General features: G+C 39.8%; 25 protein-coding genes. 8 read left to right on the top strand and 17 right to left on the bottom strand.

Annotated features, from left to right (window positions below; all coding sequences use genetic code 11):
- The first annotated feature begins 7 nt into the window (after positions 1–7).
- From LVD16_RS20450 to LVD16_RS20440, 3 genes are read left to right on the top strand one after another with little or no spacing between them, the layout of a single operon-like run.
- A complete protein-coding gene (locus tag LVD16_RS20450; protein ID WP_233770153.1) occupies positions 8–1159 on the top strand; it encodes a 3-dehydroquinate synthase in 1152 nt (383 codons plus the stop codon).
- A 3-nt stretch (positions 1160–1162) separates the two neighbouring features.
- Positions 1163–2344: a metabolite traffic protein EboE gene (eboE, locus tag LVD16_RS20445; protein ID WP_233770152.1), complete on the top strand. Its 1182-nt coding sequence runs from the start codon at positions 1163–1165 to the stop codon at positions 2342–2344.
- A 1-nt stretch (position 2345) separates the two neighbouring features.
- Positions 2346–3719 (top strand): alkaline phosphatase family protein, encoded by a 1374-nt coding sequence (locus tag LVD16_RS20440; protein WP_233770151.1) that lies wholly within the window; start codon positions 2346–2348, stop codon positions 3717–3719.
- A 66-nt stretch (positions 3720–3785) separates the two neighbouring features.
- On the opposite strand, the gene LVD16_RS20435 is transcribed toward LVD16_RS20440, so the two are convergent.
- On the bottom strand, positions 3786–5054 hold the full coding sequence (locus LVD16_RS20435; protein ID WP_233770150.1) for a S8 family serine peptidase: 1269 nt from the start codon (positions 5052–5054) through the stop codon (positions 3786–3788).
- A gap of 421 nt (positions 5055–5475) precedes the next feature.
- Between LVD16_RS20435 and LVD16_RS20430 the strand changes: the two genes are divergently transcribed.
- From LVD16_RS20430 to LVD16_RS20420, 3 genes are read left to right on the top strand one after another with little or no spacing between them, the layout of a single operon-like run.
- The gene (locus LVD16_RS20430) at positions 5476–6015 is read left to right on the top strand and encodes a DUF3124 domain-containing protein (protein WP_233770149.1); all 540 of its coding nucleotides are present in this window, start codon (positions 5476–5478) and stop codon (positions 6013–6015) included.
- A 34-nt stretch (positions 6016–6049) separates the two neighbouring features.
- Positions 6050–6697 (top strand): DinB family protein, encoded by a 648-nt coding sequence (locus LVD16_RS20425; RefSeq protein ID WP_233770148.1) that lies wholly within the window; start codon positions 6050–6052, stop codon positions 6695–6697.
- A gap of 15 nt (positions 6698–6712) precedes the next feature.
- Positions 6713–10087, top strand: coding sequence for a DEAD/DEAH box helicase (locus LVD16_RS20420; protein ID WP_233770147.1), 3375 nt, complete (start codon positions 6713–6715; stop codon positions 10085–10087).
- On the opposite strand, the gene LVD16_RS20415 is transcribed toward LVD16_RS20420, so the two are convergent.
- The 4 genes from LVD16_RS20415 to LVD16_RS20400 all read right to left on the bottom strand — a co-directional run bounded on the left by LVD16_RS20415 (position 10088) and on the right by LVD16_RS20400 (position 13303).
- Positions 10088–11272, bottom strand: coding sequence for a potassium/proton antiporter (locus LVD16_RS20415; RefSeq protein WP_233770146.1), 1185 nt, complete (start codon positions 11270–11272; stop codon positions 10088–10090). It lies immediately after the preceding gene.
- A gap of 32 nt (positions 11273–11304) precedes the next feature.
- Positions 11305–12102, bottom strand: coding sequence for a hypothetical protein (locus LVD16_RS20410; RefSeq protein ID WP_233770145.1), 798 nt, complete (start codon positions 12100–12102; stop codon positions 11305–11307).
- 34 nt (positions 12103–12136) lie between these two features.
- Positions 12137–12298, bottom strand: a complete 162-nt coding sequence (locus LVD16_RS20405; RefSeq protein ID WP_233770144.1) for a type II toxin-antitoxin system antitoxin — start codon at positions 12296–12298, stop codon at positions 12137–12139.
- 150 nt (positions 12299–12448) lie between these two features.
- Positions 12449–13303, bottom strand: a complete 855-nt coding sequence (locus tag LVD16_RS20400) for an SPFH domain-containing protein (RefSeq protein WP_233770143.1) — start codon at positions 13301–13303, stop codon at positions 12449–12451.
- Positions 13304–13428: 125 nt separating this feature from the next.
- On the opposite strand from LVD16_RS20400, the gene LVD16_RS20395 reads away from it, so the two are divergent.
- The gene (locus tag LVD16_RS20395; RefSeq protein WP_233770142.1) at positions 13429–14289 is read left to right on the top strand and encodes a bestrophin family protein; all 861 of its coding nucleotides are present in this window, start codon (positions 13429–13431) and stop codon (positions 14287–14289) included.
- A gap of 1 nt (position 14290) precedes the next feature.
- Here LVD16_RS20395 and LVD16_RS20390 read toward each other — a convergent pair whose 3' ends face one another.
- From LVD16_RS20390 to LVD16_RS20350, 9 genes are all read right to left on the bottom strand, one after another.
- Positions 14291–14746, bottom strand: coding sequence for a DinB family protein (locus tag LVD16_RS20390; protein WP_233770141.1), 456 nt, complete (start codon positions 14744–14746; stop codon positions 14291–14293).
- Between the two features lie 297 nt (positions 14747–15043).
- A complete protein-coding gene (locus tag LVD16_RS20385; RefSeq protein ID WP_233770140.1) occupies positions 15044–15592 on the bottom strand; it encodes a hypothetical protein in 549 nt (182 codons plus the stop codon).
- A 16-nt stretch (positions 15593–15608) separates the two neighbouring features.
- Positions 15609–16079 (bottom strand): SRPBCC family protein, encoded by a 471-nt coding sequence (locus tag LVD16_RS20380; RefSeq protein WP_233770139.1) that lies wholly within the window; start codon positions 16077–16079, stop codon positions 15609–15611.
- A gap of 69 nt (positions 16080–16148) precedes the next feature.
- On the bottom strand, positions 16149–16895 hold the full coding sequence (locus LVD16_RS20375; RefSeq protein WP_233770138.1) for a hypothetical protein: 747 nt from the start codon (positions 16893–16895) through the stop codon (positions 16149–16151).
- 74 nt (positions 16896–16969) lie between these two features.
- Entirely contained in the window at positions 16970–17734 is a 765-nt protein-coding gene (locus LVD16_RS20370) for a hypothetical protein (protein ID WP_233770137.1), read from the bottom strand.
- 81 nt (positions 17735–17815) lie between these two features.
- Positions 17816–18901 (bottom strand): hypothetical protein, encoded by a 1086-nt coding sequence (locus LVD16_RS20365; protein ID WP_233770136.1) that lies wholly within the window; start codon positions 18899–18901, stop codon positions 17816–17818.
- Entirely contained in the window at positions 18885–19694 is an 810-nt protein-coding gene (locus tag LVD16_RS20360) for a hypothetical protein (protein ID WP_233770135.1), read from the bottom strand. The genes LVD16_RS20365 and LVD16_RS20360 overlap by 17 nt, the downstream gene beginning before the upstream one ends.
- Positions 19691–20266 (bottom strand): RNA polymerase sigma factor, encoded by a 576-nt coding sequence (locus LVD16_RS20355; RefSeq protein ID WP_233770134.1) that lies wholly within the window; start codon positions 20264–20266, stop codon positions 19691–19693. Before LVD16_RS20355 ends, LVD16_RS20360 begins: the two co-directional genes overlap by 4 nt.
- Positions 20267–20328: 62 nt before the next feature.
- On the bottom strand, positions 20329–21255 hold the full coding sequence (locus LVD16_RS20350; protein WP_233770133.1) for a DMT family transporter: 927 nt from the start codon (positions 21253–21255) through the stop codon (positions 20329–20331).
- 383 nt (positions 21256–21638) lie between these two features.
- Between LVD16_RS20350 and LVD16_RS20345 the strand changes: the two genes are divergently transcribed.
- On the top strand, positions 21639–22535 hold the full coding sequence (locus LVD16_RS20345; RefSeq protein ID WP_233770132.1) for a LysR family transcriptional regulator: 897 nt from the start codon (positions 21639–21641) through the stop codon (positions 22533–22535).
- A 146-nt stretch (positions 22536–22681) separates the two neighbouring features.
- Here LVD16_RS20345 and LVD16_RS20340 read toward each other — a convergent pair whose 3' ends face one another.
- From LVD16_RS20340 to LVD16_RS20330, 3 genes are read right to left on the bottom strand one after another with little or no spacing between them, the layout of a single operon-like run.
- Positions 22682–24346 carry a carboxypeptidase-like regulatory domain-containing protein gene (locus LVD16_RS20340; protein ID WP_233770131.1) on the bottom strand — a complete coding sequence of 555 codons (1665 nt, stop codon included), beginning with the start codon at positions 24344–24346 and terminating at the stop codon, positions 22682–22684.
- Between the two features lie 51 nt (positions 24347–24397).
- A complete protein-coding gene (locus tag LVD16_RS20335) occupies positions 24398–25741 on the bottom strand; it encodes a GntP family permease (RefSeq protein ID WP_233770130.1) in 1344 nt (447 codons plus the stop codon).
- A complete protein-coding gene (locus LVD16_RS20330) occupies positions 25734–26219 on the bottom strand; it encodes a gluconokinase (protein ID WP_233770129.1) in 486 nt (161 codons plus the stop codon). The genes LVD16_RS20335 and LVD16_RS20330 overlap by 8 nt, the downstream gene beginning before the upstream one ends.
- Between the last annotated feature and the right edge of the window lie 106 nt (positions 26220–26325).

The raw sequence follows: 26325 nt of genomic DNA, 5'->3' as shown, positions 1-26325 counted from the left end.
GTAACTTATGAATCAATCTATAACACAGAGTTTTTCTGTTCCATTTACCTATAAAGTTCATTTTGATAAGGACATCTTAGATGTTGACAATGGCTTAATGGCAGGTTTATTTCAGTCCAAGTTTAAACCTAAGGTGTTGTTCGTTATTGATGAAGGTGTGTATACGGCACATCCGTCATTGGTAAAGAAAATTACTGATTATTCTAATCATCACCAGACATATACTTTAGCAGGTAGCCCACTGGTTTTGCCTGGCGGGGAGCAAGCTAAAAATGATTCATCCATATTGCAGCAGGTGCTGGATAAAATCAATGAATACGATATTGACCGACATTCCTATGTGGTGGCCATTGGCGGCGGAGCCATTTTAGATATGGCAGGTATGGCGTCAACCATCGCTCATCGTGGCGTAAGGCATATACGAATACCAACTACAGTTTTAGCGCAGAATGATTCAGGTGTGGGGGTAAAGAATGGTGTAAATGCCTATGGTAAGAAAAACTATTTAGGAGCTTTTGCCCCACCCTATGCTGTGATCAATGACTTTACTTTTTTGTCCACTTTAGATGATAGAGATTGGAGAGGGGGAATATCAGAGGCCGTAAAAGTCGCTTTGATTAAGGATAAGGATTTCTTTGTTTGGATTAAGGAAAATGCCCAAAAACTGGCAGCAAGAGACATGGAAGTCATGGCGTACTTGATCTATCGCTGCGCAGAGATGCATCTGGACCACATATCCGGCGGTGATCCTTTCGAATTAGGTTCATCCCGGCCACTTGATTTCGGGCACTGGGCAGCACATAAGCTGGAGCAATTAACCAATTATGAGTTAAGACATGGGGAAGCAGTGGCAATAGGTATTGCTTTAGATACTACATATTCATACTTGCAAAATAGAATTTCTAAAGAGGATCTGATTCAGGTAATTGAGTTATTTCTTGATTTAGGATTTGATGTTTATATAGATGAAGTGGCTGATCCACAGGTGGTTAAAGGGCTTGAAGAGTTTCAGCAGCATTTAGGCGGAATACTCACTATTATGCTTTTAGAAAGTGTTGGCAAGGGTGTAGAAGTGCACGAGATGGATGCGGAACTCATAAGAAAAGCCGTAGCACAATTGAAAGCGTTTCAGGAATCCAGCAGACCAATTGCGCTTTAGTTCATGGCCAATCATTATACTTACTGCACTAATATTCATCCGGGCGAAACCTGGAGTGAGGTTAAAAAGTCGCTTGAAAAATATATTCCAGGTGTGAAGAAATCAGTGTCACCTGATCAAGAATTTGGTATAGGTTTGAGGCTGTCAAGCATAGCCAGTGAGCAACTTTTGGAAGGGGAGAACCTTCATGAGTTTAAGCAATGGCTTAGTGAAAACAACTGCTATGTTTTTACAATGAACGGTTTCCCTTATGGAAGTTTTCATGATACCGTGGTTAAAGATGATGTACACACACCAGACTGGACTACGGAAGATAGATTGAATTACTCTATCCGGTTATTCGATATTCTTGCTGAGCTGCTTCCGGCAAATATGCATGGGGGAGTTTCTACATCACCTATTTCCTATAAATATTGGCATGAGAATATTGAAGACGTGATTACTGAAAGTATTCCGAACTTCATCAAGCTGGCAGCTCATTTACATGAAATAAAGCAAGCCACAGGTAAATTGCTCCATTTAGATATTGAGCCGGAACCAGATGGCGTGTTAGAGAATACCAAAGAAGTAGTTGATTTCTTCAGTAAGCATCTGATACCAAAAGGAGCAAAGCTGCTCAAGGAGCTTGTTGATGTCGCAAATCCGGAATCAGTGATTAAAGAGCATATCCGAGTATGCTATGATGTGTGCCATTTTGCGGTAGTTTATGAAAAGCCAGAAGATGTCTTTAAAACATTCGCAGAGCACGGTATTAAAATCGGAAAAATACAAGTGAGTGCAGCTTTAAAGCTTGATATCCCTGCCCCAGGAAAGGAAAGAGAGCTGTTACATGCCAGGCTATTGCCTTTTGCGGAATCTACTTACCTGCATCAGGTGGTGGAGCAATATCCAGATGATTCACTTAAGCACTACCGTGATTTGTCAGTAGCCCTTAACGATTTAGTTACTACCACTGCGCGTGAGTGGCGTACACATTTTCATGTGCCAATATTCTTATCACAATATTCGGAGTTGTCTTCTACACAGGAGGAGATCATTGAAACATTAGACTATCTGAAGGATTCAAATATCTGTGATCATTATGAGGTGGAGACCTACACCTGGGATGTGCTGCCGGAAAATATACAACTAGAACTATCAGAAGCCATTATCAGAGAGTTGAAATGGTTAAAGGAGAAGATTTAATATGAAGAAAACCGTTGTAATAGATATAGTTGCCCTTTCTCAAAGGTTAATAGGTGAGCATACACCGTTCCTCGAGAGCTGGGTAAATCAATCAAAGCTAACTCACATTAACCCTATGTTGCCGGCAGTGACCTGTTCGGTACAGTCTACTTATCTTACGGGAAAGTGGCCAACAGAGCATGGCGTGGTAGGCAATGGCTGGTATTTTAGGGATGAATGCGAGATTAAATTCTGGAAGCAATCTAATAAACTGGTGCAAAGCGATAAAATATGGGATGCGGCCAGAGAAAAGGATCCGAATTTTACGGTCTCTAATATGTTTTGGTGGTATAACATGTATTCTTCCGTAGACTACAGTGTTACTCCCAGACCGCTTTATCCTGCTGATGGCCGCAAACTACCTGATATTTATGCTCACCCGGCTGACTTAAGGGATCGATTACAAAAGGAGCTAGGGCAATTTCCATTGTTTTCATTTTGGGGACCTAATGCTAATATTGCTTCAACTCGCTGGATTGCAGATGCTTCTATGTTGGTAAATCAATGGCATGATCCTACTTTGACCCTTATTTATTTACCTCATCTTGACTATAATTTACAGCGATGTGGCATCGACTTTAGCAAGATTTCAAAAGAGTTGAATGAAATAGATGAGGTGTGTAAAGACCTGATCACTTATTATGAGAAGCAAGGTGCTGAGGTTATACTACTTTCTGAATATGGTATTACAGACGCCGGTCATCCTGTAGATATTAATAGAGTGCTAAGGAAGCAAGATTATATAACTGTAAAAGATGAGCTTGGCCTGGAAATGTTAGATGCCGGAGCCAGCAAGGCATTTGCGGTATCTGATCACCAATTGGCTCATGTCTACGTGAGAGACAAGGGAGATATACCTGCTATTAAAAAATTACTGGAGCAGACCGAAGGCATAGAGCGCGTGCTGGATGAGGCGGGGAAAAAGGAAGCGCACCTTGATCATGATAGAGCGGGTGAGCTAGTGGCAATAGCCGATAAAAATTCCTGGTTTACTTATTACTACTGGTTAGATGATGCTAAGGCACCTGATTTTGCCCGTACGGTAGATATACATCGTAAGCCTGGCTATGATCCTGTGGAGATGTTTACAGACCCGAAAATACCATTTGTAATGGGCAAGGTGGGAATGAAGTTATTGAAAAAGAAGCTGGGCTTTAGATATTTGATGGATGTTATTCCTCTGGATGCCAGCCTGATAAGAGGATCACATGGTCGCATTGATGAAAGCCCCACCAATCACGCTGTATTCATTACCAAAAGGAAAGAGCTTGTGACAGATTCATCGATAGAACCAGTGGCGGTTCATGATCTTATAATGAAGCATTTATTTGATTAAGCTTTACTGCCAAAAGGAATATTATAAACAAAAGCCTCTGATTTTCAGAGGCTTTTGTTTTATGTATTAGTTGTGAGCAATTGGATCCGGATTGCTGTCACGGTCTCCAGTAACATATCCACTAGTCTGGATATTTCCATTAGTTACCAATAATAAGCCTGCTACGTGAGGAGCAGCCATTGATGTACCACTGATGGTGTTATAGCCACCATTCAACCAGGTTGAGTTAATGCTTGATCCTGGTGCTGCAAAATCCACAGGAGGATTTCCATAGTTAGAGAAAGAAGAAAGACTGCCACTGCTGGTCATAGAAGAAACAGTGTATATTCTTGCTCCATTAGTTCTTGCAGGAGATGTGTTGTTGGCATTTTGAGACTCGTTGCCGGCAGCAAGAGAAACATATACACCAGCGTTACCCAAGGCAATCACAGCATTATCTATAGAAGAGTCTGTAGGTCCGCCAAGGCTAAGGTTAGCCACGTCACCAGGGTTAGCAGTTTGTGCTACATAATCAATTCCTGAGATAACACCAGCATAGCTGCCAGATCCTTGAGCATTAAGTACTTGTACAGCCACTACTTCTACACCTGCCGCTACACCAACTACACCTATGCCATTATCAATAGCACCAATAGTTCCTGCTACGTGCGTACCATGACCGTTGCCATCATTAGGGCTGCTGGTTACAAAGCTGGTGCTTAAAGAGGTGTTCACATTTAAATCAGGGTGATCTAGATCAATACCAGTGTCAATGACATAGGCTCTTTTAGATGAGTTGCTGAAGTCAGTAGGTCCACCTACTCTGGTGATACCCCATGGCGTAGTCTGATCTGGGTTCGGCTCCGGATCTTCGTTACATACATCCAGCCACGGGAAGAAAGCACAATACCATGGCACCAGGGCAATTACTCTGTTCGGCGTAACTGATTTTACATTAGGCATGTTTTTTAATCTGTCGAGTTCTGCATCGCCAACATTATCTACAGAAAAGCCTAATAAGCCCTCTGATGAATAAACATTTTTGAGCTGATCCTGCTGTAATCCTGCCTGTGCCACCAGGTTGCTCATCATTGGCTTGGCGGCAATTTGCCTGGCACTATAACCAGTTACGGCTCTCATATTTGTAGAAGCAGATCCTTCCCTTAGTGTCACAATGTAACTTCCAGGAATAATGTCTCCATGTCCTTCTACGGTAGTTTCAACAGCTTGTCGCTCTTCAGGTAGGTTAGGCTGATCGGCTACTGACTGTTCTTCATCATTACAAGAAATGATAATAGTAGATGCCATAAAGGCTGCGCCAAGTAAGAGAGTTCCTCTCTTGAATACATTTTTCATAATTATAATGGGTTTAGTGAAAATTGAACGTAGAGCAATTTATTTTGAAAAATTTTTAATCAAAAGCTGCTTTTCGGCGATTGTTTTTAAATTATTGCGCTGTAATAAATTTCCACACTGTCCTTTTTTTGAATGAACTATAATCTTGCTTCAGATTGATTTAAATCGTTTTTAAGGGTGGTAATGATTTTAATTGCAACTACGTTGCAGTAGGTAATATATGAAGCTTTGACCGATTTTTTCGTAGTGTAATGTTCAAATTCTCTTCATTTGACATGTGAGAGGCAGGGTTACCAGATAAAGGAGAATGTATTCAGCCGCTGAATTTTTCTCTGAAGACCATGGCTTTTTTATACAGGTTCAATATTAAACTCAAACTTTTTGTAGCTTTAGGTGTATAATCATACCAAAGAGAAGCCATATGAAATATTGGAGTGTTTTGCTATTTGTAGGAGTATTAATAGGCTGCCAAGCGCCTGAGCAAGAGCAGGATAAAGAGGTGAAGGTGAATAAAGAAACACATCCAAGTGCAAATTATCACTACACTGAGGTGGATACAGCCGATCTTGCCTATCAGGAAACGCTTTATGTGCCCGTATACTCTGACATCTATCATTTAGATGGCACCAGAAGATTCGCTCTGGCAGCTACTTTAAGCCTGAGAAACACTAACCTTAATGACAGTCTTTATGTCACCTATATAGATTACTATGATTCAGAAGGTCAGTTAGTGAAACACTACATTGAAAAGCCAATAGTGCTTACTCCATTACAAACCGTAGAAATTGTAGTACCCCACGATGACGCTGCTGGTGGTCCGGGAGCTAATTTTATTGTGCACTGGGGAAGCAGTAAATCTATGAATAAGTTATTGGCACAAGCCGTTATGATAGGAACAGCTTCTCAGCAAGGCCTTTCGTTTAAGACGGATGCGGTAACTATAGATGAGAAATCTCGTTGATGTTTTCATACATTAATCCTAAAACCTACCTTTTATGAAAACTCAACTAGAACAATTAGGCAGGAGAAATTTTCTGCGTAAATCTTCTTTATTGCCGTTAGGTGCTTCAGCTCTATTCAGTTCAGGCTTCACCACAAAACCTCATGCGTCCGCAAAGGAAGAAATCAATATCATAGGTCCTAAAGAGGGCTTTTCTCCTCAAGTGGGTACACTGGTATCCATGATGAACTGGATGCGAATGGTAATTTTAGGTCCAGTGAAGGAAATGACTCAAGAACAATTAGATTTTCTTTTAGATGATGATTCTAACTCCGTGGGCGCAATGCTAATGCATCTGGCAGCTACTGAAAGATTCTATCAAATCAATACTTTTGAAGGACGTGCCTGGGGAGACTGGGATAAGGCAGATGAAAAGAGATGGAGTGTCGCCTCAGGCCTTGGTGATGAAGCCAGGAAGAAAATAAAAGGAAACGATATTAACTATTACCTGACTCAGCTAGAGGAGGTAAGAGAGCATTCTTTGAAGGAATTTGCCAAGCGAGATGATGATTGGTTAATGACAGTGGATGAAAAATGGCCATGGGGACCAACTAATAACTATTGTAAGTGGTTTCATGTATGTGAACATGAGTCTAACCATAATGGACAGGTGAAGTTTCTCAAAAGCCGAATGCCAGCCTAAATTTCGACTATTTCTATGCATGACCCGTCTCCTGATTCTATAAAATGGCATCGTTTTGTTATTGATGATAAAACTCGAGACGGTGATTCACTTTCCGGCCTAAAAAAATATGTAAGACTTCATAACTTTCAATCAGCTGATATTCAGGTCTTTACTGAAGTAATGAATGTCAATCAAGGTGTATTTTCTGTAAATACGGCTGATGGTAGCTATCAAGTGGTGCTTTCACAAACGGAGCAGCAGCTGGTGCTGTTGTGTAATTGCGAGGGTGAAGATATGCAACTCTGTGACCATCAGGCCGAGGTGTTGGATCTTCTGGTGCACTCTGATGATCTTCAAATTTTCTTTGACAAGGGAGGTAGGAAACAGGAATTAAAGAAAATAGCCTTCGAATATGGACTTGAAAATGAGCCTGATCTGGATGCTTATTTTGATGTAGAATATGAGCATGGGCGATTGATTTTTAAGCCGGCTCACCCGGGACTTATATCTGTCACCGCTGATAGTTTAAAGAGTCTGAAAAGTCAGGTGAAGGTGCAGCAGGATCAGTCGGCCCTGAGCAGCCTGGATCATGATAAGAATATTCTGGTGCTGCGAAAGCACCGGTATTATAATCACCTGCTGATTTCCATTTATCATGCGGAGAGAACTCAAAAAGGCAAGATCAAAAATCCGCTGATTCAGGTGAATCCCCAGGATCACGTGTGGAAGTTGCAAGATGGTAGAGAGATTAAATTTCTGCTGGGGGTGGCTAAGTTCATGGATTTCAAAGGCGAATCTTTAACCGCTGATGATCTTTCGGTATTATCTTATATTATAAAAAATCCGCTGGGTTATGAATTTTATCAACATAATGTCCGGGCTTCGGATAAGATAAGTGCTAATTCCATAGTGCCCATTCAGGTGAAGCCTTTTAGAGGAAGCGTTTCACTCATAGTTTCTAAGGTGGGAAAGCATTTCGAGATCGAGGCCAGAATAGTTTTGGGAGATAAGACTTTTTCTCTTCATGAGGTGAAGCTCCGATATAACTGCTTTTTGGAGATCAATGAGGAATTGCATCTTTTACCTCAGCTTCAGCTTATAAAAGTGCTCGATCTTCTGCACCAAAAAGCAGGCAAACTGATCGTCCATAGCTCTGCATTTAAGGAATTCAGAACTCAATTTCTGGATGATGTAGAGCGGCATATCGACATTGAATATCGCTTTGTAAAAGCTGCCAGCCCAGAGCAACTAGAGCAGGAAGGATTCAACGATCCCAATGAGAAAATCATCTACCTCTCTGACTTCGATAATTTCGTGATGCTCATTCCGGTAATGAGGTACAGCGATGTGGAGGTTGAAGTGCGAAGCCGCAAACAGATCTATGCGCATGATGAAAAAGGTAAGGAGTTTTTGGTGATCCGGGATATTGAAAAGGAATCTGATTTTATCTCCTTGATGATCAAACAACACCCGTTTTTTGAGGAACAACTGGAAGAGAATGACTTGCCATATTTCTATTTACATAAAAAGCGTTTTCTGGAAGAAGAATGGTTTCTTAAAACCTGCAGGGAATGGACTGAAGATGATATCACCATTCTGGGCTTTGATGAGATAGAGGGCAATAAGCTCAATCCTAATCCGGTAAGTATTGATATTAAAGTAGTTAGCGCCATTAATTGGTTCAACGCTGATGTAGACATGCGTTATGGCAAGCAAAAGGCTTCCATGAAAAAGGTGAAAGCAGCGGTAAGAAACAAATCCAAATACGTGCAGCTCAGTGATGGTACTTTTGGTGTATTACCGAAAGAGTGGATGAAGAAGTTTGAAGAATATTTCCATTCTGGTGAGATCGATGAAAATGATCTGATCACCTTTCCGAAAGTGAATTTTTCAGCTATAAACCGGCTTTTTGAAACTCACATGCTAGACAAGCCAGTGAGGCATGAGCTAGCCATGTATCATGAAAAACTGGAGAACTTCAAAGCCATAGAGCAGGTAAAGGTGCCGGAGCAATTACAAACGGAGCTTAGGCCTTATCAGAAAGAAGGACTCAATTGGCTCAATTTCCTTGATGAATTTAATTTTGGTGGCTGTCTGGCTGATGATATGGGGCTGGGTAAATCGGTGCAGATTATAGCTTTTATACTGGCTTTGAAAGCAAAACAAGGTAAAAAGCCTCATCTTTTGGTGGTGCCTACCACGCTGATGTTTAACTGGAAATCTGAGATTGAAAAATTTGCTCCTGAGTTGGAAGTTTTCGAATTGAAAGGAGCTGATAGACAAAGAGATACTGATCTTTTCGGGAAGTATGATATCATTCTCACCAGCTATGGAACCCTGCTGGCAGACGTGGTATTTCTCAAGAACTTCACCTTCAGTTATATCTTTTTGGATGAATCTCAGCAGATCAAAAATCCTAATTCTCAGCGCTATAAAGCAGCCAGGTTGCTGAAATCGCGTAACAAAATAGCAATTACGGGAACGCCATTTGAAAACAATACTTTTGATTTATTTAGCCAGTTTTCATTTGCTTGTCCCGGACTTATGGGCAGTAAGCAGTTTTTTAAGGAACGATATTCGGCACCCATCGATCAGTTTAAGAGTAAGAAGAGAGCCAAAGAATTGCAGGATAAGATCAGTCCATTTTTACTGAGGCGCACGAAGGATCAGGTAGCACAGGAATTACCGGAAAAAGAGGAAATGGTGATTTACTGTGAAATGAAGCCAGAGCAAAAGCGTATTTATGAGGCCAGTGAGAAGGAGTTCAGAGAATACATGGAAAATAAAGAGACTGATGATCTGAAGAAAACGTCCATGTATGTGCTCAAAGGCCTTACTGAGCTCCGCCAAATCTGTAACTCTCCCAAGCTGTTGGAATCTACCCCAATGGAACTGACAGAAACGGCCTCTAAGATAGATGTGCTCATGGAACAAGTGGATAACCATGCTTCTTATCATAAGATTCTCATCTTCTCGCAGTTTGTAGGCATGCTGGAGCTCATCCAAAAAGAGTTGGTGAATAAAGGAGTTGGCCATGTTATGCTTACCGGATCCACTAAAAACAGGGAAGAGGTGGTAAGGCGTTTCCAGGAAAATGATGAAGTAAGAGTGTTTCTCATCAGCTTAAAAGCGGGTGGTGTTGGTCTCAACCTCATAGAGGCCAGCTATGTATATATGGTAGATCCATGGTGGAATCCAGCGGTGGAGAATCAGGCCATTGACAGGTCATATAGAATAGGTCAGGATAAGCGAGTGACAGCAGTGAGGCTCATTTGCCCGGGAACGGTGGAGGAGAAGATCATGAAACTTCAGTCTACCAAAAAGGAAATGGTGACCGGCCTTATCAATGATGATAATGCTATTTTGAAAAACCTTTCCAAAGAGGAGCTTATGAGTTTGGTGAATTGATTATTGCCCAAGCTTTAAAATCTTACCCAGCCACGCCACGGTAGATCCTTGAATGAGGATGGAGGATATCACTACAATAAAGGAAACGTTAAAGATATATTCTGACACCGTGAGGCCTTCCACCAGTGGGATGAGTGCGAACACAATGGGCGTGGCACCTTTTAAGCCAACCCATGAAATGAAGGTTTTATGCTGCCAGGTTCTCTTCTTCAAAAACAGGTAAGTAAACCACGTGGCAATTGGTCTGGCTATAAAGATTAGAATTACGCTTATCATTAATCCTGATAAGTATATTTCGCTCAGATTGGTAATATATACCTGAAGGCCTAAAACCAGAAATAGCACTGCTTCCATTAGCCAGGCCAAGCCTTCATAGAAATTAAGGTTGTAATCTACATTATCCCATTTTTTATTGCCTAAAGTGATTCCGGCCACGTATACCGCCAGGAAGGCGCTGCCACCGCAGAGCTCATTCAGAGCAAAAATGAAAAGTACAGCAGCCAGGAGCATCATAGGAGTTTGGCCTTTCTTAAGTTTTGATCTTTTTATCAGAAGAAAGATCAAGGAGCCAATTCCATAACCTGACACTATTCCGAAAATAGTATTCCATAGGAAATGCGGGAGAATCATCCAGCCGTTCATATCAGGCGAGGAGATGAGGCTGGTGAGGCTAATTGTAAGAAAATAGGCCATCGGGTCATTGGTGCCCGATTCAAATTCTAGTACATAGTTGATGTTATTCTTCAGCTTAAGATTGCTGCTGGCCAATATGGAAAATACCGCAGCGGCATCTGTAGAGGAGATTACGGCCCCCAACAGCAAAGACTCTAACATAGACCATGAAAAGATGATGTGCACTGCCAGCCCCGTAATAAGGGAGGTAGCTAGAGTGCCAATGGTAGCAAGAGAAATTCCCTGAGGGGCTACTTCTCTTAACTTTTTCCATCGGGTTGAAAAACCGCCAGAGAAAAGGATAAAACAAAGTGCAATCTGACTGATTTTTAAGGTGAGAAGGGGATTATTATAATCAAAATCATAAACCCCTCCATTGCCTAAAGCTAGTCCTATGGCTAGTATGCCCAATAAGGAGGAAATACCAAACTTGGAGGCGAGCTTACCAGTCAATACGCTGATAATGAGTAGAATGGAAATAATTAATATAGTGTAAAAGTAATTGAGCTCCATTCTGCTATCAGCGCTTCATTGTTTGTTATTACTTATTTTTTGATCATTTCCACGAGCTGATCGATATCCTCTTCGATGCTTTTAAATTCTTTAGCTTGCTCATTCAAAGCACCAATCATGTAAGAAGGGATTTTTTCGTCTTCTGATAGTTTTTCAGCCATATCGGTAAGTAAAGCCATTATGTCTTCCGTATCTGAATTGTCATAAGCTGTTAATTTACCCTTTATGGTATAAATTAAAGTTACCGCTGGGTTATCCTTGTTGGGAGTGGCCGTCTTAGCAGGTGTTGCGCGTTTGCTGTTATCAGAATAAGTAGCTGAAGTCTGATCTAAGATGCAGTTATTATAAACATCAACAATATCTTCAATGTCATTTCTTTTATAAGTCTTGTCCTCAATTTTAGTGGTTACTTCCGGGCAATTGCTTAAAAAGTCAGTCATTACTTTTTTCCATAGAAAAGTGGGCAGTTCTGTGCCTTCACCGGTTTTCTTTAGAAGATATAAGTTGCCAAAATCATAGTTATTCTCCGCTCTGTAGCTTAATAGGCTTAAATAACCTTCTTTTTTTACCTTCATGATAGCATACTTGGTAGATGTTTTCACTGGCACATAAGTATCTCCTTCATAAGTGAATTCTGTAAACTGATAAGCTTTATATCTGTCCTTTCCATCATCAGTTTTTAAAATAATTTCTTCACTATGGGGTGTGGGTAGTAATATTTGAATACTGCCATACAGTGTATCCTGATGAATGGTTATAACGTGGTCTTCTTGAGCGTTAGCTGCTACAAATGAGAGGGTTAGTAGAAGGGATAAAATATATTTATACATAGTTTACAATTTCCTTAAAGATATCGTTTCTTATTTAACTTTTATCATTTTTCAGTCTGCCAGATTCTTTTAGGGCCTTATTAATCATCCATTCAAGCTGGCCATTGGTGCTACGGAATTCGTCAGCAGCCCATTTTTCAACTTTAGCGAGCATCTCAGGATCTAACCTTAATACAAATGGTTTTTTCTTGGCCATGTTAAATTTAATTAAGGGTTGCAGCCCTGCCTTCATCGTTAATAGTCATTAAGCATAGTTTTGCCGACGAAAGTTTAGCTCAAAACTAAGACATTATGAACAAATGCTGTTGTTCTAATGATTTAGATATAAGGTGTTGATAATTAAATGTTAATGATTGAGAGTGCCTGAATTAATGACGGGGGTTACATCTTTATCTGCACAGAGCACCACCATTAAGTTGCTTACCATAGCGGCTTTTCTTTCTTCATCTAATTCAATGATATCTCTCTTAGAAAGATCATCTAAAGCCATTTCTACCATGCTCACAGCTCCTTCAACTATTTTATGTCTTGCAGCAACAATAGCAGTTGCTTGTTGTCTACGTAACATAGCGCTGGCTATTTCTGAAGCATAGGCCAGGTATCCGATCCTTGCTTCAATCACTTTTATGCCGGCTATATTTAATCTTTTGCTTAGGTTTTCTTCCAAAGCGTGATTTACTTCATCTAATCCTGATCTTAAAGTTATCTCAGCATCATTATCCTCAAAATTATCATAAGGATACAAGCCAGCTAATTTCCTGACGGCAGCATCACTTTGAATTCGAACAAACTCTTCGTAATTATCTACTTCAAAAGCAGCCTTATAAGTGTCTTTAACCTGCCAAACCAGGATAACACCTATTAATATCGGATTACCTACTTTATCGTTCACTTTAACTCTTTCGCTATCAAAATTTCTGGCCCTTAGTGATATGTGTTGCTTGTTGTAAAAGGGATTTACCCAGAAGAAGCCATTTTTCTTTACGGTTCCTTTATAATTTCCAAAAAGTACTAGTACTCTCGAACTATTAGGATTTACAAAGAAGAAACCAGGACATAAAATTAGAGCCACCAATGTGGATAATATAAATAGCGCATTTTTGGTGCCAATGAATAATGCCAGGCTGGTTGAAAATAGTATTAGCACTACGAGTAACATGATATAGCCTGAAATGGGTGAGCTTTCGTTTTCGTGATTCATAAAAGTGATATTAAAATGATATCATAAATATATTGATTTAATTTTTTAAAATCAAAGTAAGATGTCTTTCAGCTTAGGAAAATAAATTTCTTGGTTTTAATTTGTTGCACTAATTATCTTAATCAATGATCAAATACAACCCCAAAACCTGGTTTTCATTAATCTTTCATTCTTACAGTAGGCAAGTGGTTCGTCTGCTATTTCCGGCCTTGGTTTTTATGGCCATATATTCACTTTTGGCTGCTTATCTGGTATTAGAAGTGTTTCAGTGGAATTTTAAAAGTACCACAGCTGTGCATAGCTTGTTAGGAATTGTACTCGGTTTGTTCTTAGTGTTCAGAGTAAATTCCGCCTATGATCGCTGGTGGGAGGGCAGGAAGTTATGGGGCTTGCTGGTGAATAACTCTAGAAACCTGGCTTTTAAGGTTGCATCATATCTACCTGATGATCATGAAGCCAGGAAATATTTCGCAGTGATGATCCCCAACTTTGTGGTGGCAGTAAAGGAGCACTTAAGAAAAGGTGTGGACTTAAAGGCTTTGGATCTTAGTGAGATAGGTGTGGAGCTAGAGGGTAAGGAGCATATACCTAATTACATTTCATACCTGCTGCACAGAAAAATAAATGCACTATACAAAGAAGGTATTTTTACTGGAGATCATTTTCTGGTGTTAGATGCTGAAATGAAGATGTTTAGCGATATCCTCGGAGGGTGTGAACGTATTAAAAATACGCCTATTCCATACTCTTATAGTATGTACATTAAGAAGTTCATTTTTACTTTTACTATCACGCTACCATTTGCCTTTATTACGGATTTTGGGTATTTGACGGTGCCAATAGTACTTATGATTTTCTTCATACTGGTATCAGTAGAGCTTATTGCAGAGGAAATAGAAGATCCTTTTGGAAAGGATGTAAATGATCTTCCTACTGAAGAACTTAGTACAAAAATTAAATCAAACGTTCAGGAGATTTTACTCTAGCCTATACAAACTTTCTTATGTTCATGATGTATCCTAAATGGATGCCTTCATGATAATTATTGAAGTTCAGTGCATCCTTTAGGCTTTCCAGATAAAAGCCGGTGCCTGTCATTCTCTCATGGAAAACCTTAAACTTGTCCTGAAGGTAATCTTCATAAGTTTTTTCTGGGAGAGTAAGCAGCAAATCCTTCAGAGTGTTCAGCTCTGCTTCGGTAGTTTTTTGAGTAGGCACTGATCCTGGTTTGTAGGTATTATAGAGATCATCAGAAACATACATCGGTAACTCGGCAGTTTTGTAGATTAAAGCCTGTTGTGCTACTATGATATGACCCGCATTCCAGATGATGTTATTGCTAAATCCTTTCGGAATGGTATTGAGTTGCTCTAGTGAATACTTTTCTAAAAAATCTAAATAAATGCGCCTGCTGGTAAAACAAGTTTTGAAGGAATGCTCCATTTAAAAAAGTGTAGTAAGATTAAAGTTGGAGCTACTATATTAGTTAATAATTCCGGTTTTATTAGGGAAAAGCCATAAACCGTAATATCAAATTTTGTATTTTTTTCAATGACCTAAATATTATTCTTTTAAACCTTATAATAGTTTTATTTTATTAGTATTCAATGGGTAAGCTACCTGATATAAGTTAGTAAATTAGAAGTGTGAACTTGTAGTTTTTACTTCGCAGCTGAGCATGGATTTAGGTATAAGGAGCCTAGTAAAAGTTAGGTTCTATTTTACTAAAGTGTCTTCTTATCATAAAAAAATATTTACCCTAAAGTACTGGTCAGAAAGAATAAGAAATGAGCTAATGTTCATTACAATAAATATGGTGAACACCTGAAATTGCCATTTAAGATGATGGTTTCTACTGGTAGTAAAAACCAGATAAAACAATAGGCCGCTGATTAAAATAGGTAACGTGAAAAGCCCAAGGCCAAGATAAGTACTTATGCGCCCTTCATCATTTGGGTTAATCCAATTCATAAAACATGCTAATAGTCTCATATAAAATGGAGTGAAAAGCAATGGGTATAAATATTTATTCCAATGATTTTTTTTGAGCAAAAGAAAGACTACAACAGCCTGAACCAGGGTGATGATCGGACCTAATGCCGAGATGATAATTTGATGCTTTTCTGACCATACTGCATGAGTTGGGTAGGTACTGTTTAGGGTCATGGCTGTATCATATCCTAATGATTCGCTCATAGCCCAGTGAGCAAACTCATGAAGTAACGCAGTGAAAATAACAGCGAGTGTGATACTTAAGAAATAGGTAAAGCTGATCTTTTGGTTGTACATGAAATGGTGGATTAAGTTAAATCACCTGCCGCCACTTTTCTGTCTCCGCAAATTCTTTGATGATCTGATTTCGTTTTACGAGAAGTTGTGTCATATAGTTTCTTAGAAAAAGAAAATTAACCAATCTGCCCAGTGGTCCGAAGGGGCTGCTGAATTCAAAAATATCGATCATCATGGTGCCTGATTCATGTTTCTTGAATAGATGCTGATGCTTCATGGAGCGAAAGGCGCCCTGGGTCATCTCATCAGTGAAGGAGTCAGGAGATTGAAATGAGGTGATTTTGGTGGTGAGCTTTTGTGTAACGCCAAGGTGTTTTGCTTTCCAGGTCACGGTTTCGTTAAGTCCGATAAGGCCGGTGGTTGTTCCAGAAATAGCTTCTTCCTGAGTGTGTTGAGTGGAAATTTTGTGTAAATCGATGCTTCTTGAGAGATCAAACACACGTTGTTGAGGAGCCTGGATATAGGTGTTAAGAGTTATTGTGGTCACGCAACCAAATATACTTTAAATATCCTGAAACCACCTGACTTTACAGGTGGTTCAGGAAGTTTCGGAATTTTAGAGAACGACACCGAAACTAAAGGCATTGAGCTTTGGGCCTTTATTGTCGGCAAATAGCTCATTCATATCATAGTTAAAGAATACATCTACACCTCTGAAGCCTGCTTGTACTCTCATACCATAGCGCACATTGTTTAAGTAAAAGGCATCATGGTTTCTGTCTTTATGTTTATCACCATCTTCTTCAGTCACTACCTTGGTATAGCTGCCTATTTTATAACCGGCATACACCCCGGCACCAATTCTAAAGCCTGCACTTTCATCCCACATGTCCCAGTGGCAGTGTCTATGATGGTGCGATTCTGTATTACCAAACTTCAGCATAGGTACCAGGCTTGCGTTTACATAAGCAGCAGTAAGTTTACTCTTCTTGCTGTGAATATCACCTGCTTCACTGAACACTACACCATTATCCGTTTCTGTCATTCTCATGTCTTCGTTGTCAAATTTGAAGTTGTAGAAGCTGATGTCACCACCCCACAATAAGTAAAGAGGACCACCCACCTTGGTATGATTAGTAGACTTTAGCGCGATATACCAGCTGCCCCATGGTTTTACGCTGTAAGGAGCATTGTTGTCGGATGGAAATTTACTGTCTTCCAAAAAGTTATTAATCCCCAGGTCTATGTTAAAATCATTGTAGGTGCCTTTGTGTTTGTTCTTGCTTTCTTCTTCATCCTGAGCCAGACAAGTGCCTAGTGAGAAGGTAAATAGTGCTACGATAATTAATAGCTGCTTTTTCATATTTATTGAGTTTTTGAGTTTAAAATAATTTCACTTGTTTAATAGGGTTGATAATTTGATAATGCAAGTGTAGATCACTTCCAATCCACTTTGAAGGATGTATTGGAGGTGTGAGTTGTTTGATTGTATTTAAAGTTTAAGTCTATAGCTGTGCCTAGGGTGAAGGCGTTCATCTTTGGTCCCTTGTTATCAGCAAAGAGGTTGTTCAGATCGTAGTTTCCGTACATGTGAAATTTATGAGCCGTGACTTCCAACCGTAGGCCGTATCTCAGACTGTTGATATAAAAATCATTTTTGTCTTTATCCTTTTTAATGTCACCATCTACCACGGTAACTAACTTGGTATGGCTGCCTAATCTGTAGCCGGCGTAGCCACCAATTCCAAATTTAAAATTGCCATTAGAGCTATGGTAAGTAGGTATTAAATAGAGGTTAGCATAGGACACGGCCAGTTTGCTCTTTTTGGTTTCAACAGTGTTATCTTCTGAGAAAATGATTCCATCGGATCCTTCAGTCAGTCTTAAGGCTTCATTGTCAAACTTAAAGTTATACCAGCTAATGCCACCGCCCCAATGCAATTTCACTGGTCCGAACAGGTCACTCACAGCTATTTTCTTTAAGGCCACATACCAGCTTCCCCATTGGCGTACATCATCATTGATTTCAGAGTAACTGTTTCCTCCATGGAGGGCACTGGTGCCCAGGTCTATTTGGAGGCCAAAGCTAATATCTATCTCTTCTTTATCCAGTAGATGTTCATAATTGGCCTCTTCCTGCGCAAAGGTGGATAGCTGAGCTCCCAGCAGAATGAGCAGTGTGATTAATATTGATTTTTTCATGGCATTAAGGTTTTAGTGTGGACGTAATTTTCCCATCTCACTTTAGAAAAGTGCTTTTTTAGTGAATATGGAATGGTTTATTTAAAAGATTACTCCGAAGCTAATGGCATTTAGTTTAGGCCCCTGACCTTCAATAAATAACTCATTGAGATCATAGTTGATGAAGACATCTGTATCTCGATAACCTAGCTGAAATCTAAGGCCATAACGGAAGTTGTTAAGATTATAATCGTCGTGATGTCTTTTCTTCTCTTTGTCATCATCACTACTATCGGTGAAGACAATTTTGCTATAACTATCTATGCGATAGCCTACGTATGCACCGGCGCCTATTCTAAATCCTGTTTTGGATTTTTCTTCTTCATTTTTAAAAACCCCGCCAAATTTATGGCTTCTGTCAAGCGTTCTTCCGAAGGCCAGCGTAGGTACTGCCGTGAAATTTACGTAGGCAGCCGTAAGTTTACTTTTCTTAAAATTAGCATCAGGATATTCAGTGTCTTCAATGAACTCTACACCATCATCATTGTCATAAATGCGCATGTTATCATTCTGAAACTTGAAGTTGTACCAGCTCACACTGGGGCCCCATTCCAGATAGAGCGGACCTCCAACATGTGTTTTATTCACTGAAGTAAGTGCAACATACCATGAGCCCCAAGGTCTTACGGTATAAGGGGCATTAGTCTCATCAGGAAAGCTGCCATCGGTAAGGTAATTATTCGTACCTAACTCTAAATTGAAATAATGAGTGGTGCCGTATTCCTTTTCTTCTTCATGATCGTTATCATCATAGCTGCTTTGAGCATTTTCGATGTTAACCGAATCAATATTAACATCTGGTGCTACCGCTATTTCTGGTGCTTCATTTACCACAATGGTGGTGTCATTTAAGTAGGTCTTCTCACCATTGTCATCTTTCACCAGGCTGGCTTCATGCGTAGAGTCATTCTCAAGTTTTAAGCTTAGCTTCTCAAGTATGGCGTTAAGGTCATAATTCTTTAAGGTTTCAAGATCCTGCTTGTCTTTAACCAGAAAAATGATCTTGCTCTTGCCTACATTAATGATCAAGGAATCTGTCTTTTGCTGTGCTAGTGTGGGGAAGGCGAAGAGCATCCCCAGCATTAGCATGGCAAGTTTTAGTGTTGTTGTTTTATTTTGAGTTGTCATCTTTTTTTGAGTTGAATGCGAATAATTCATTTTTAGCGTCTCTCAGTTCTCCAAGTCCATCGCTTTCTTTTAAGTTTTTGGCGAAGTTAAGTACCTTCTTCAAGGCTGACTTATCTTCTTTTTCAGTTGTTTCTGTAGTAGCTGATGCCACTGCTTTTTTATCGAAGTCTTCAATATCAAAGGTGAAAGTTTGACCCGATTCTTTCTCCTTTTGCTCATTAGATGCAACCGCGGTCTCAGTGGTTGCATGGGGTTCAGAAATTTTTTCTATTTCTTTTGCTTCCTCTACATTATTATGCGCAAAATGCTCTTCCATTTCGGCAGTTACAGGCGCTTGCTGTTGAGGTTGTACCTTTTTAGATCTTCTTTTAATCTCTTGATTATCAGTTGATTCAATAGGTTTTTCCTCATTATTTACTGAGGTGATTGATGATTCAGCTTGCTGACTTTCTACAGTCACTTTTTCAGGTGTAGTTGCTTCTGATTCGGCTAGCAGAGGTTGTTCTTCCAGCTTATGGTCAGATGCATCCTGCTGCTCCTGGGTAGGTTGAGTCCGATTGTTTGCTACAGGCATATTATTACTGCCTTCAAACACATCTGTTTTATAAAGAACTACACTTAAAGAGATTAAAAGCAAAATTGCCGCGGCTACTTTCATGTATAGCCAAAGACCGCTTTTCTTCTCAGGTTTTTGCAGTTTGTTCTGAATCTTATCGAAAGCATTAGCTGAAGGTTCTCTCTTAATGCTTTCCAGTTTATTTCTGAATAAATTATCTAGCTCTTGATCCTTCATATCTCATTAATTTTTTTGTTCACCATTTGTTCTGCTGCCAGCAGTTGCTTTTGCAGCATAGAGCGAGCACGGCTAAGCTGTGATTTAGAAGTGTTTTCACTAATGCCTAGTTGATCTGCTATCTCTTTGTGAGAGTAGCCTTCAACAGCATAAAGGTTAAATACCGTTCTATATCCGGTGGGTAGTTCCTGAATGAGCTGTAATAGATCTTCTGCTTCCAGGTGGCTATCCATTTGGCTGTAATCGGGCTCATGGTCAGCCTTTTCTATGTCTACCTCCAGGTACATACTCTTATTTTGCCTGAGGTAGGTCAGTGAATCGTTTACCATGATCCTGCGAATCCAGCCTTCAAAGCTGCCGTCGCCTTTAAACTGATCGATCTTTTCAAATACTTTTACAAAGCCGTTGATCATTACATCTTCGGCCTGGTCCGGTTCCTTGATATAGCGGACACAAACCCCGAGCATAGTAGAAGCATAGCGATTGTATACTTCACGCTGGGCCTGGCTGTCCTGCTTTCTGCATTCACGGACTAAAGTATCTTCCTTTGATCGGTAAATTTTCAGTTTCATTTTCGTTCTCAGCAGGAAGATGCAAAGAATTCAGGAAAGGTTGCATGGAAACTAAAAGAAAATCAACTTTCTGAGGAAGAGCTGTTAAAAGAGGGTTTTTTGAAGGTTATTTTTATGGTTTTGTTAGCAATCATAAGCCCGGTGAGAATAATTCCGGCACCAATTACTGTTTCGGTAGATATGCTTTCATTAAGAAAAGCTACACCCAGAATTACTCCATAAATCGGGATCAAATAAGTGACATAAGAAAGGTATGAAGCGCTGGCTTTTTCTAAAATCTTAAAGAAAATGATATAAGCTAAAGCTGTGCCGAATAAGGCTAAAATAAGCACCGATCCAATGGCGTTAAATGAAATATCTGCGAACGCAGGCACACCATCTGTGAAAAGCGCAATTGGAATCATATAAATAGAAGCCGTTAACAGCTGACTGGCTGGTGCATGTAATGGAGGAGTACCTTTAAGTTTTAGTCGTGCATACACCATACCTACTCCATAACTACAGGCAGCAAGCACTACAGCAGCTATCCCCATGCTGGATGCTTTCATTTCCGAATTCAAATGTGGCGATACCAGTACAAACAGACCGGCGAAGCCTATTATGGTTCCTATGAGTTTTGGCCTGGTCATTTTATCATCAGAGATTAAAAAATTAGCCATGATGATGGTAAATAATGGTGTAAGGCCATTTAAAATAGACGCTAAGGCACTATCTATATACACTTCGCCCCAAGAGATGAGCATAAAGGGTAATGAAAGGGAAAATACACCAGAAATGGTCACATCTCTCCAAAATTTCAGATCCTTTTTGAAAGGCTTTCCTGATATCTTTAAGAATATATTAATAGCAATAGCGGCTACAGCGATCCTTAAAGTGGCCAGGTGAATAGGGGAGATTTCTCTTACTGCTACTTTAATAAATAAGAAAGAAGGGCCCCATAATGAAGCTAGAATAAGTAGTAGTAAGAAGTTTCTGGTAGATGCTTTCATGTGTATTTAATAGTTTTCCATGTTTCCACGGAAGGTGATGCAAAAATTAAAAGTGTTTCAAACCGGTCAATTGATCTGATCATTTAAACCGGTTAATTTGTAAGCCTATACACATATCACTTGTTAAAAAGACCGAGTGCAATATTATAATGTTTTACATTTTTTAGGTACTCATACAAACTGAATTTTTCAGAGTTTTTGATGTGTGGTTTTGTACTCGTTTTTTTCTTTTTAACAGCTGGTTTAAGGTTTACGGGCGGTATAGTGATGGTTTCCATAATGATTAATGTTTTAGTGATAGCTAAGTTAACGGGAGGGTTTTCGCTACGTTCTATGAATACGATGAATTAAATTTCATATTTTTATGAAAATTTTTAATACATATGGAAGTTCGCCATCTACGTTTGATAAAAGAAGTTGCTGATAAAGGAAGCTTATCTAAAGCCAAGGATAGTTTGTTTTTATCACAGTCTGCGCTGAGCCATCAGTTACGCGAAGTAGAAAGTAAGTTAGGAGCCCCTGTTTTTCATCGTGTGAATAAGAAACTGGTGCTAACTGGCGCTGGAAAAATCTTATTAGAGTATGCAGAGAAGATTCTAACCGAGCTTGAAAGTGCTGAAATAGCAGTAAAGAAATATGTAGGGGGCGACAAAGGCACCCTTCGGGTAGGTACAGAATGTTACACTACCTACCACTGGCTGCCAGGGCTAATGATGTCTTTTCAAAAGGAATTCCCCAATGTGGAAATAGAAATATGCCCCGAAGCTAATGGTGAACGATGTCAGCAACTACTGGAAGGTAAGCTGGACTTGGCCATTGTTAGTGGCGAGGTAAACAATGCTAACCTGGAAATGACTGAGCTCTTCAGTGATGAATTGTTATGTTTAGTGCCTGTAAATCACCCATTTGCCAAGAAAAAATATCTTGTGGCTGAGGATTTCAGAGATGAGAAACTGATCATTCATTCATTGCCATTAGAAACTGTTACACTCTTTAACAGAGTTCTGATTCCGGAAGGCGTTCAACCCCAAAGAGTAACTCCCATCCAGGTAACTGAAGCGGCCATAGAAATGATTAAAGCAGGCATGGGTATTAAAGTAGCAGCCAAATGGATCATTGAGCCGTACCTGCATGACGATAAACTGACCGTAGTTCCAGTTACAAAAAATGGCCTTTATAGAACCTGGTACGCTGCTACTTTAAAGCAAGAAGATACCCCGCAGTACGTAGCTAATTTCATACATCAGCTGAGATGTCATGTAGCAGGGATTTGTGGTTAGGTATGATCTCAAGTACACAAAGTGATTCCTTCTCCTTGAGGAGAAGGGTTGGGGATGAGGTGTAAGTAGTTTTGCTGGTGATAACACCAGCAAAGGCCTGAGTAACTTTTTAATTTGAGGATTTAGCATTGGCATGCGACCAACTACTAATTACTCTTATTCCACTTCCTAATTTCTCGCTCAATTAGTTCTACAAATTCAATACTGCTAGGGCGGGGTGCATCTTTTAGTAAACTTCCGTTGGGTAAGACCATGATATAATGCGGTATGCTCGTCGCTTCATATTTTTTTATAATCTCTTCTTCATTACCTATTCTTAGATGCTTTTCATTAGATAATCCATAGCGCTCCTTCATGATGGACCAATTATCACTGCCGGCGTCAATAGAAACATAAAGAAACTCTACTCCCTCTAACTTGTATTTCTCTACCGTCTTATTAGATTTGATGAACTCAGAAATACATGGAGCACACCATGATGCCCAAAAATCTATATAATAAATTTTGCCATTGGGGTTATTAATGATGTCTTCAAGTGCCTTTTGATCGTTGGCTAGCATTTCCCAGGATTTACCTTCCTTTTCAGCTTTTTCTACATATTGTTCGGTAAGTGTTTCGTTTCTTTCCAGGTGTTCTCGTATACGTTTCTCAAGCGGATTCTCTACTATCACTGTGTAGTTCTTCCAAAACTGAGGATCGTATCTTGTTTCGGCTAGAACTTTTTCAGTCATGGGTTCATCTTTGAAGGCTTTATCCTTACCGAGCTTCACCTGGTTCACAAGTATTTCAATGTGGGCATTGTGTGGTGGAATGGTTTTTCTACCGTGTGATTGCTGCTCATACACAGCGTGAGCCAGGTAATATTGACCGTTGCTTTCCTGGTAGGTAACAGTGGTTTTTATAGTCTGAAAGTTTTGCACCTCCAAGAACGTTTCTGATTTTATAAAGGCGTAATTGTCTGATCTAATGTGAAGTTGGCCTTTATGCGTAACATTGAGTTTTATTCCTGTTGAAAGTGTTTCTTCCCACTTTTTGGAAGTATAATCAATCACATATACTTCATGTCCGTCATAATTACTTATGCCTTTAAGCTTGAAAGAGTACTCCTTCATTTTTCTTTTTAAGTTACTCTGTGAGCCGAAAATTGGTAGAAAATGTTCTTCATCATCCATATCCTGATAAGCAGCCAGATCATAAGATAGCACTCTGTCATAAGCAATGGGTACATGGTTAAATTGTGCTAAAGCACTTTGATCAAAGCTTCGGCGTAGCTGGTGAAGCTTTCGCTTGTCTCTATTAAGCTCCTCAAAGTCAGAAGTTTTTTTATAGCCTTTAGGTTTGTAAACGTCCACAGCTGCTTCTATCAGCCGTCCATAAATAGAGTCGTCTTTGCAGTAATGTCTATAGAAAGTCTTCATTGTAAAAGGATCGCTGATAAAATTCTTCTTTATGGATTTAAAAGCTTTTCTAACGATGTTTTTTGCGTTAGGCATCTTATCGAATACATAAACGTCACTCAATATAATGGCCTTGGGTTGAAGTGATATAGAGTCAGCAATATCTGAAACAGCCAGAATCAATGATTCATAACCAATACATGATATTTTAATAGAATCGGCCTGATCTGCCATAAAGCTGAAGTCACCATTTTCATTGGCCACAGTACCGGTAAGGAAATTTTTGATTTGGACGGTGGCATAAGGGACAGGATAAAGCGTTTCCTGATCAATAATTTTACTATCAATAGCAGTTTGTTGTGCCAAAACAATAGTGCTAAGGGAGATAAGGAAGACAGTAAGTAAAGGTTTCATACGGTCAATGTATGAAAATTGAAAGATAAAACTAAATTTTTAGTTGATAATTTATGGTAAAACTAAATTTATAGTTAAAGCAGCAGCCAGCCCTACTAAAGCAATGAGCGTAGTCATCACGGTCCATGATTTTAGCGTTTGATTTTCAGTAAGGCCAAAATATCTGCTCACCAGCCAAAAGCCGCTGTCATTGAGGTGAGATAAGATAGTGGCTCCACTGGCAATACTTATAACAAGCAGCGCTTTTTGCATCTCACCTGGCCCGAAGGCTGCGATCAACGGTGCGCTCATGCCAGCAGCTGTAATCATCGCCACGGTAGATGATCCCTGTAGGATTCGCACAATAGCTGCTATTAGAAAACCAAATACTAAAAGAGGTACATCCATGGATTGCATACTGTTGGCGATCATTTCTCCTATACCAGTGTCTATAAGCACTTGCTTGAAAGCTCCTCCGGCTCCGGTAATCAATATGATGACTCCGGCCGGCGCCAGTGATTTGGTACTAATATCCATTAAAGTCTGGGTTGTCTGTCCTTTTCTTATCCCTAAAAAATACCAGGTTACCAAGTTGGCAATGATCAGGGCAGTAAATGGGTGTCCTAAGAATCCTAACCAGCTTCTTAAGTTATTGGGAATATAATTGGCCAATAAAGGGCTATTAGCAAATGTGTTGATAAGAATAAGTAGAATGGGTATGCTTATGATTGAAATAATGGCAAAAGGAGTAGTGCTGAGGGTTGTTTGCTGTGCTTCCGTAAGTTCGGGAGGAGTAGCATCTATTCTCTTAGCTATAAATCGAGCAAAGAGCGGCCCGCTTACTATTGCTGCAGGTATACCGGTGATAAAACCGAATAGTATAACCCAACCCAAATCCGCACCTACTATATCTGCTACTGCTACAGGGCCAGGAGTAGGAGGAATAAATGCATGCGTGATGGCCAACCCAGCCAATAGCGGGATGCCATATAGAAGAATAGATTTCCCTGATTGCTTTTTTAAGGCATAAACTAAAGGTACCAAAATGATAAACGCTACATCAAAGAATACGGGTATGGCTACTAGAAATCCGGTAATTACCATTGACCAGCTTGCATTTTTAACTCCAAACTTGCGAAGCATATAATTGGCCAATGCCTGAGCACCTCCAGAGTGCTCCAAAAGGGCTCCGAAAATAGATCCTAACCCGACCACTGTGGCCACAAATCCAAGCGTGCCAGCCATGCCATTTTGTACGCTCTTAACAAGATCAATAGGAGGCAGTCCCGCCAATATACCCACCACAAGGCTGGTAATTAATAAAGCCAGAAAGGCTTGTATTCTCACCTTCATAATGAGGATGAGTAAGATAAATATTCCGGCACCAGCGGCCAGTATCAGTTGATAGTTAATCATCTAGTTTATGCAACACCTCAGAGGTGATTTCCTGCGGTGTTAAAGTGCCGTCTACAGTAATGCCATAGGTAGGCGGCTCTAAAGCTTTAAACTGAGAAGTTACAAGTTCTTTAGGCATAAAGTGTCCTTTTCTGCTCGTTACCCGGTCCTTTATCACTTCTCTGGGTACATCAAGGTAAACCCATTTTATGCTTTGGTCAGAATGGCTTTGTAATGTCTGTCTGTACTTTTCCTTGAGTGCACTGCACGCCAAAACTGCCCCATCTTTCTGTTGCCACTGAGGAATTTGCTCTGAAAGTTTCACCAGCCACTGCTGTCTGTCCTCATCAGTTAAAGGTATGCCATTAGACATTTTTTTGATGTTCTCGGTAGAATGAAAATCATCTGCGTCATAATATGGAATCCCTGTTTCCTTGCTCACCAGCTTAGCTATAGTAGACTTTCCGCTGCCTGTTACTCCCATTACAATTATTACCATGATTAAAGATAGATAAAATCATTAGGAATGACATTTTAATTTTTTTTTTACCCTGATACAACCTTTTTCATAAATTGGCCCCCTTTATAATAAACGCTCTCAAAAA

This window comes from Fulvivirga ligni, assembly GCF_021389935.1.
Taxonomy (GTDB): Bacteria; Bacteroidota; Bacteroidia; order Cytophagales; family Cyclobacteriaceae; genus Fulvivirga; species Fulvivirga ligni.
Note: the sequence above shows the minus strand (reverse complement) of the source record. Positions and strands in the feature narration are given on the sequence as shown.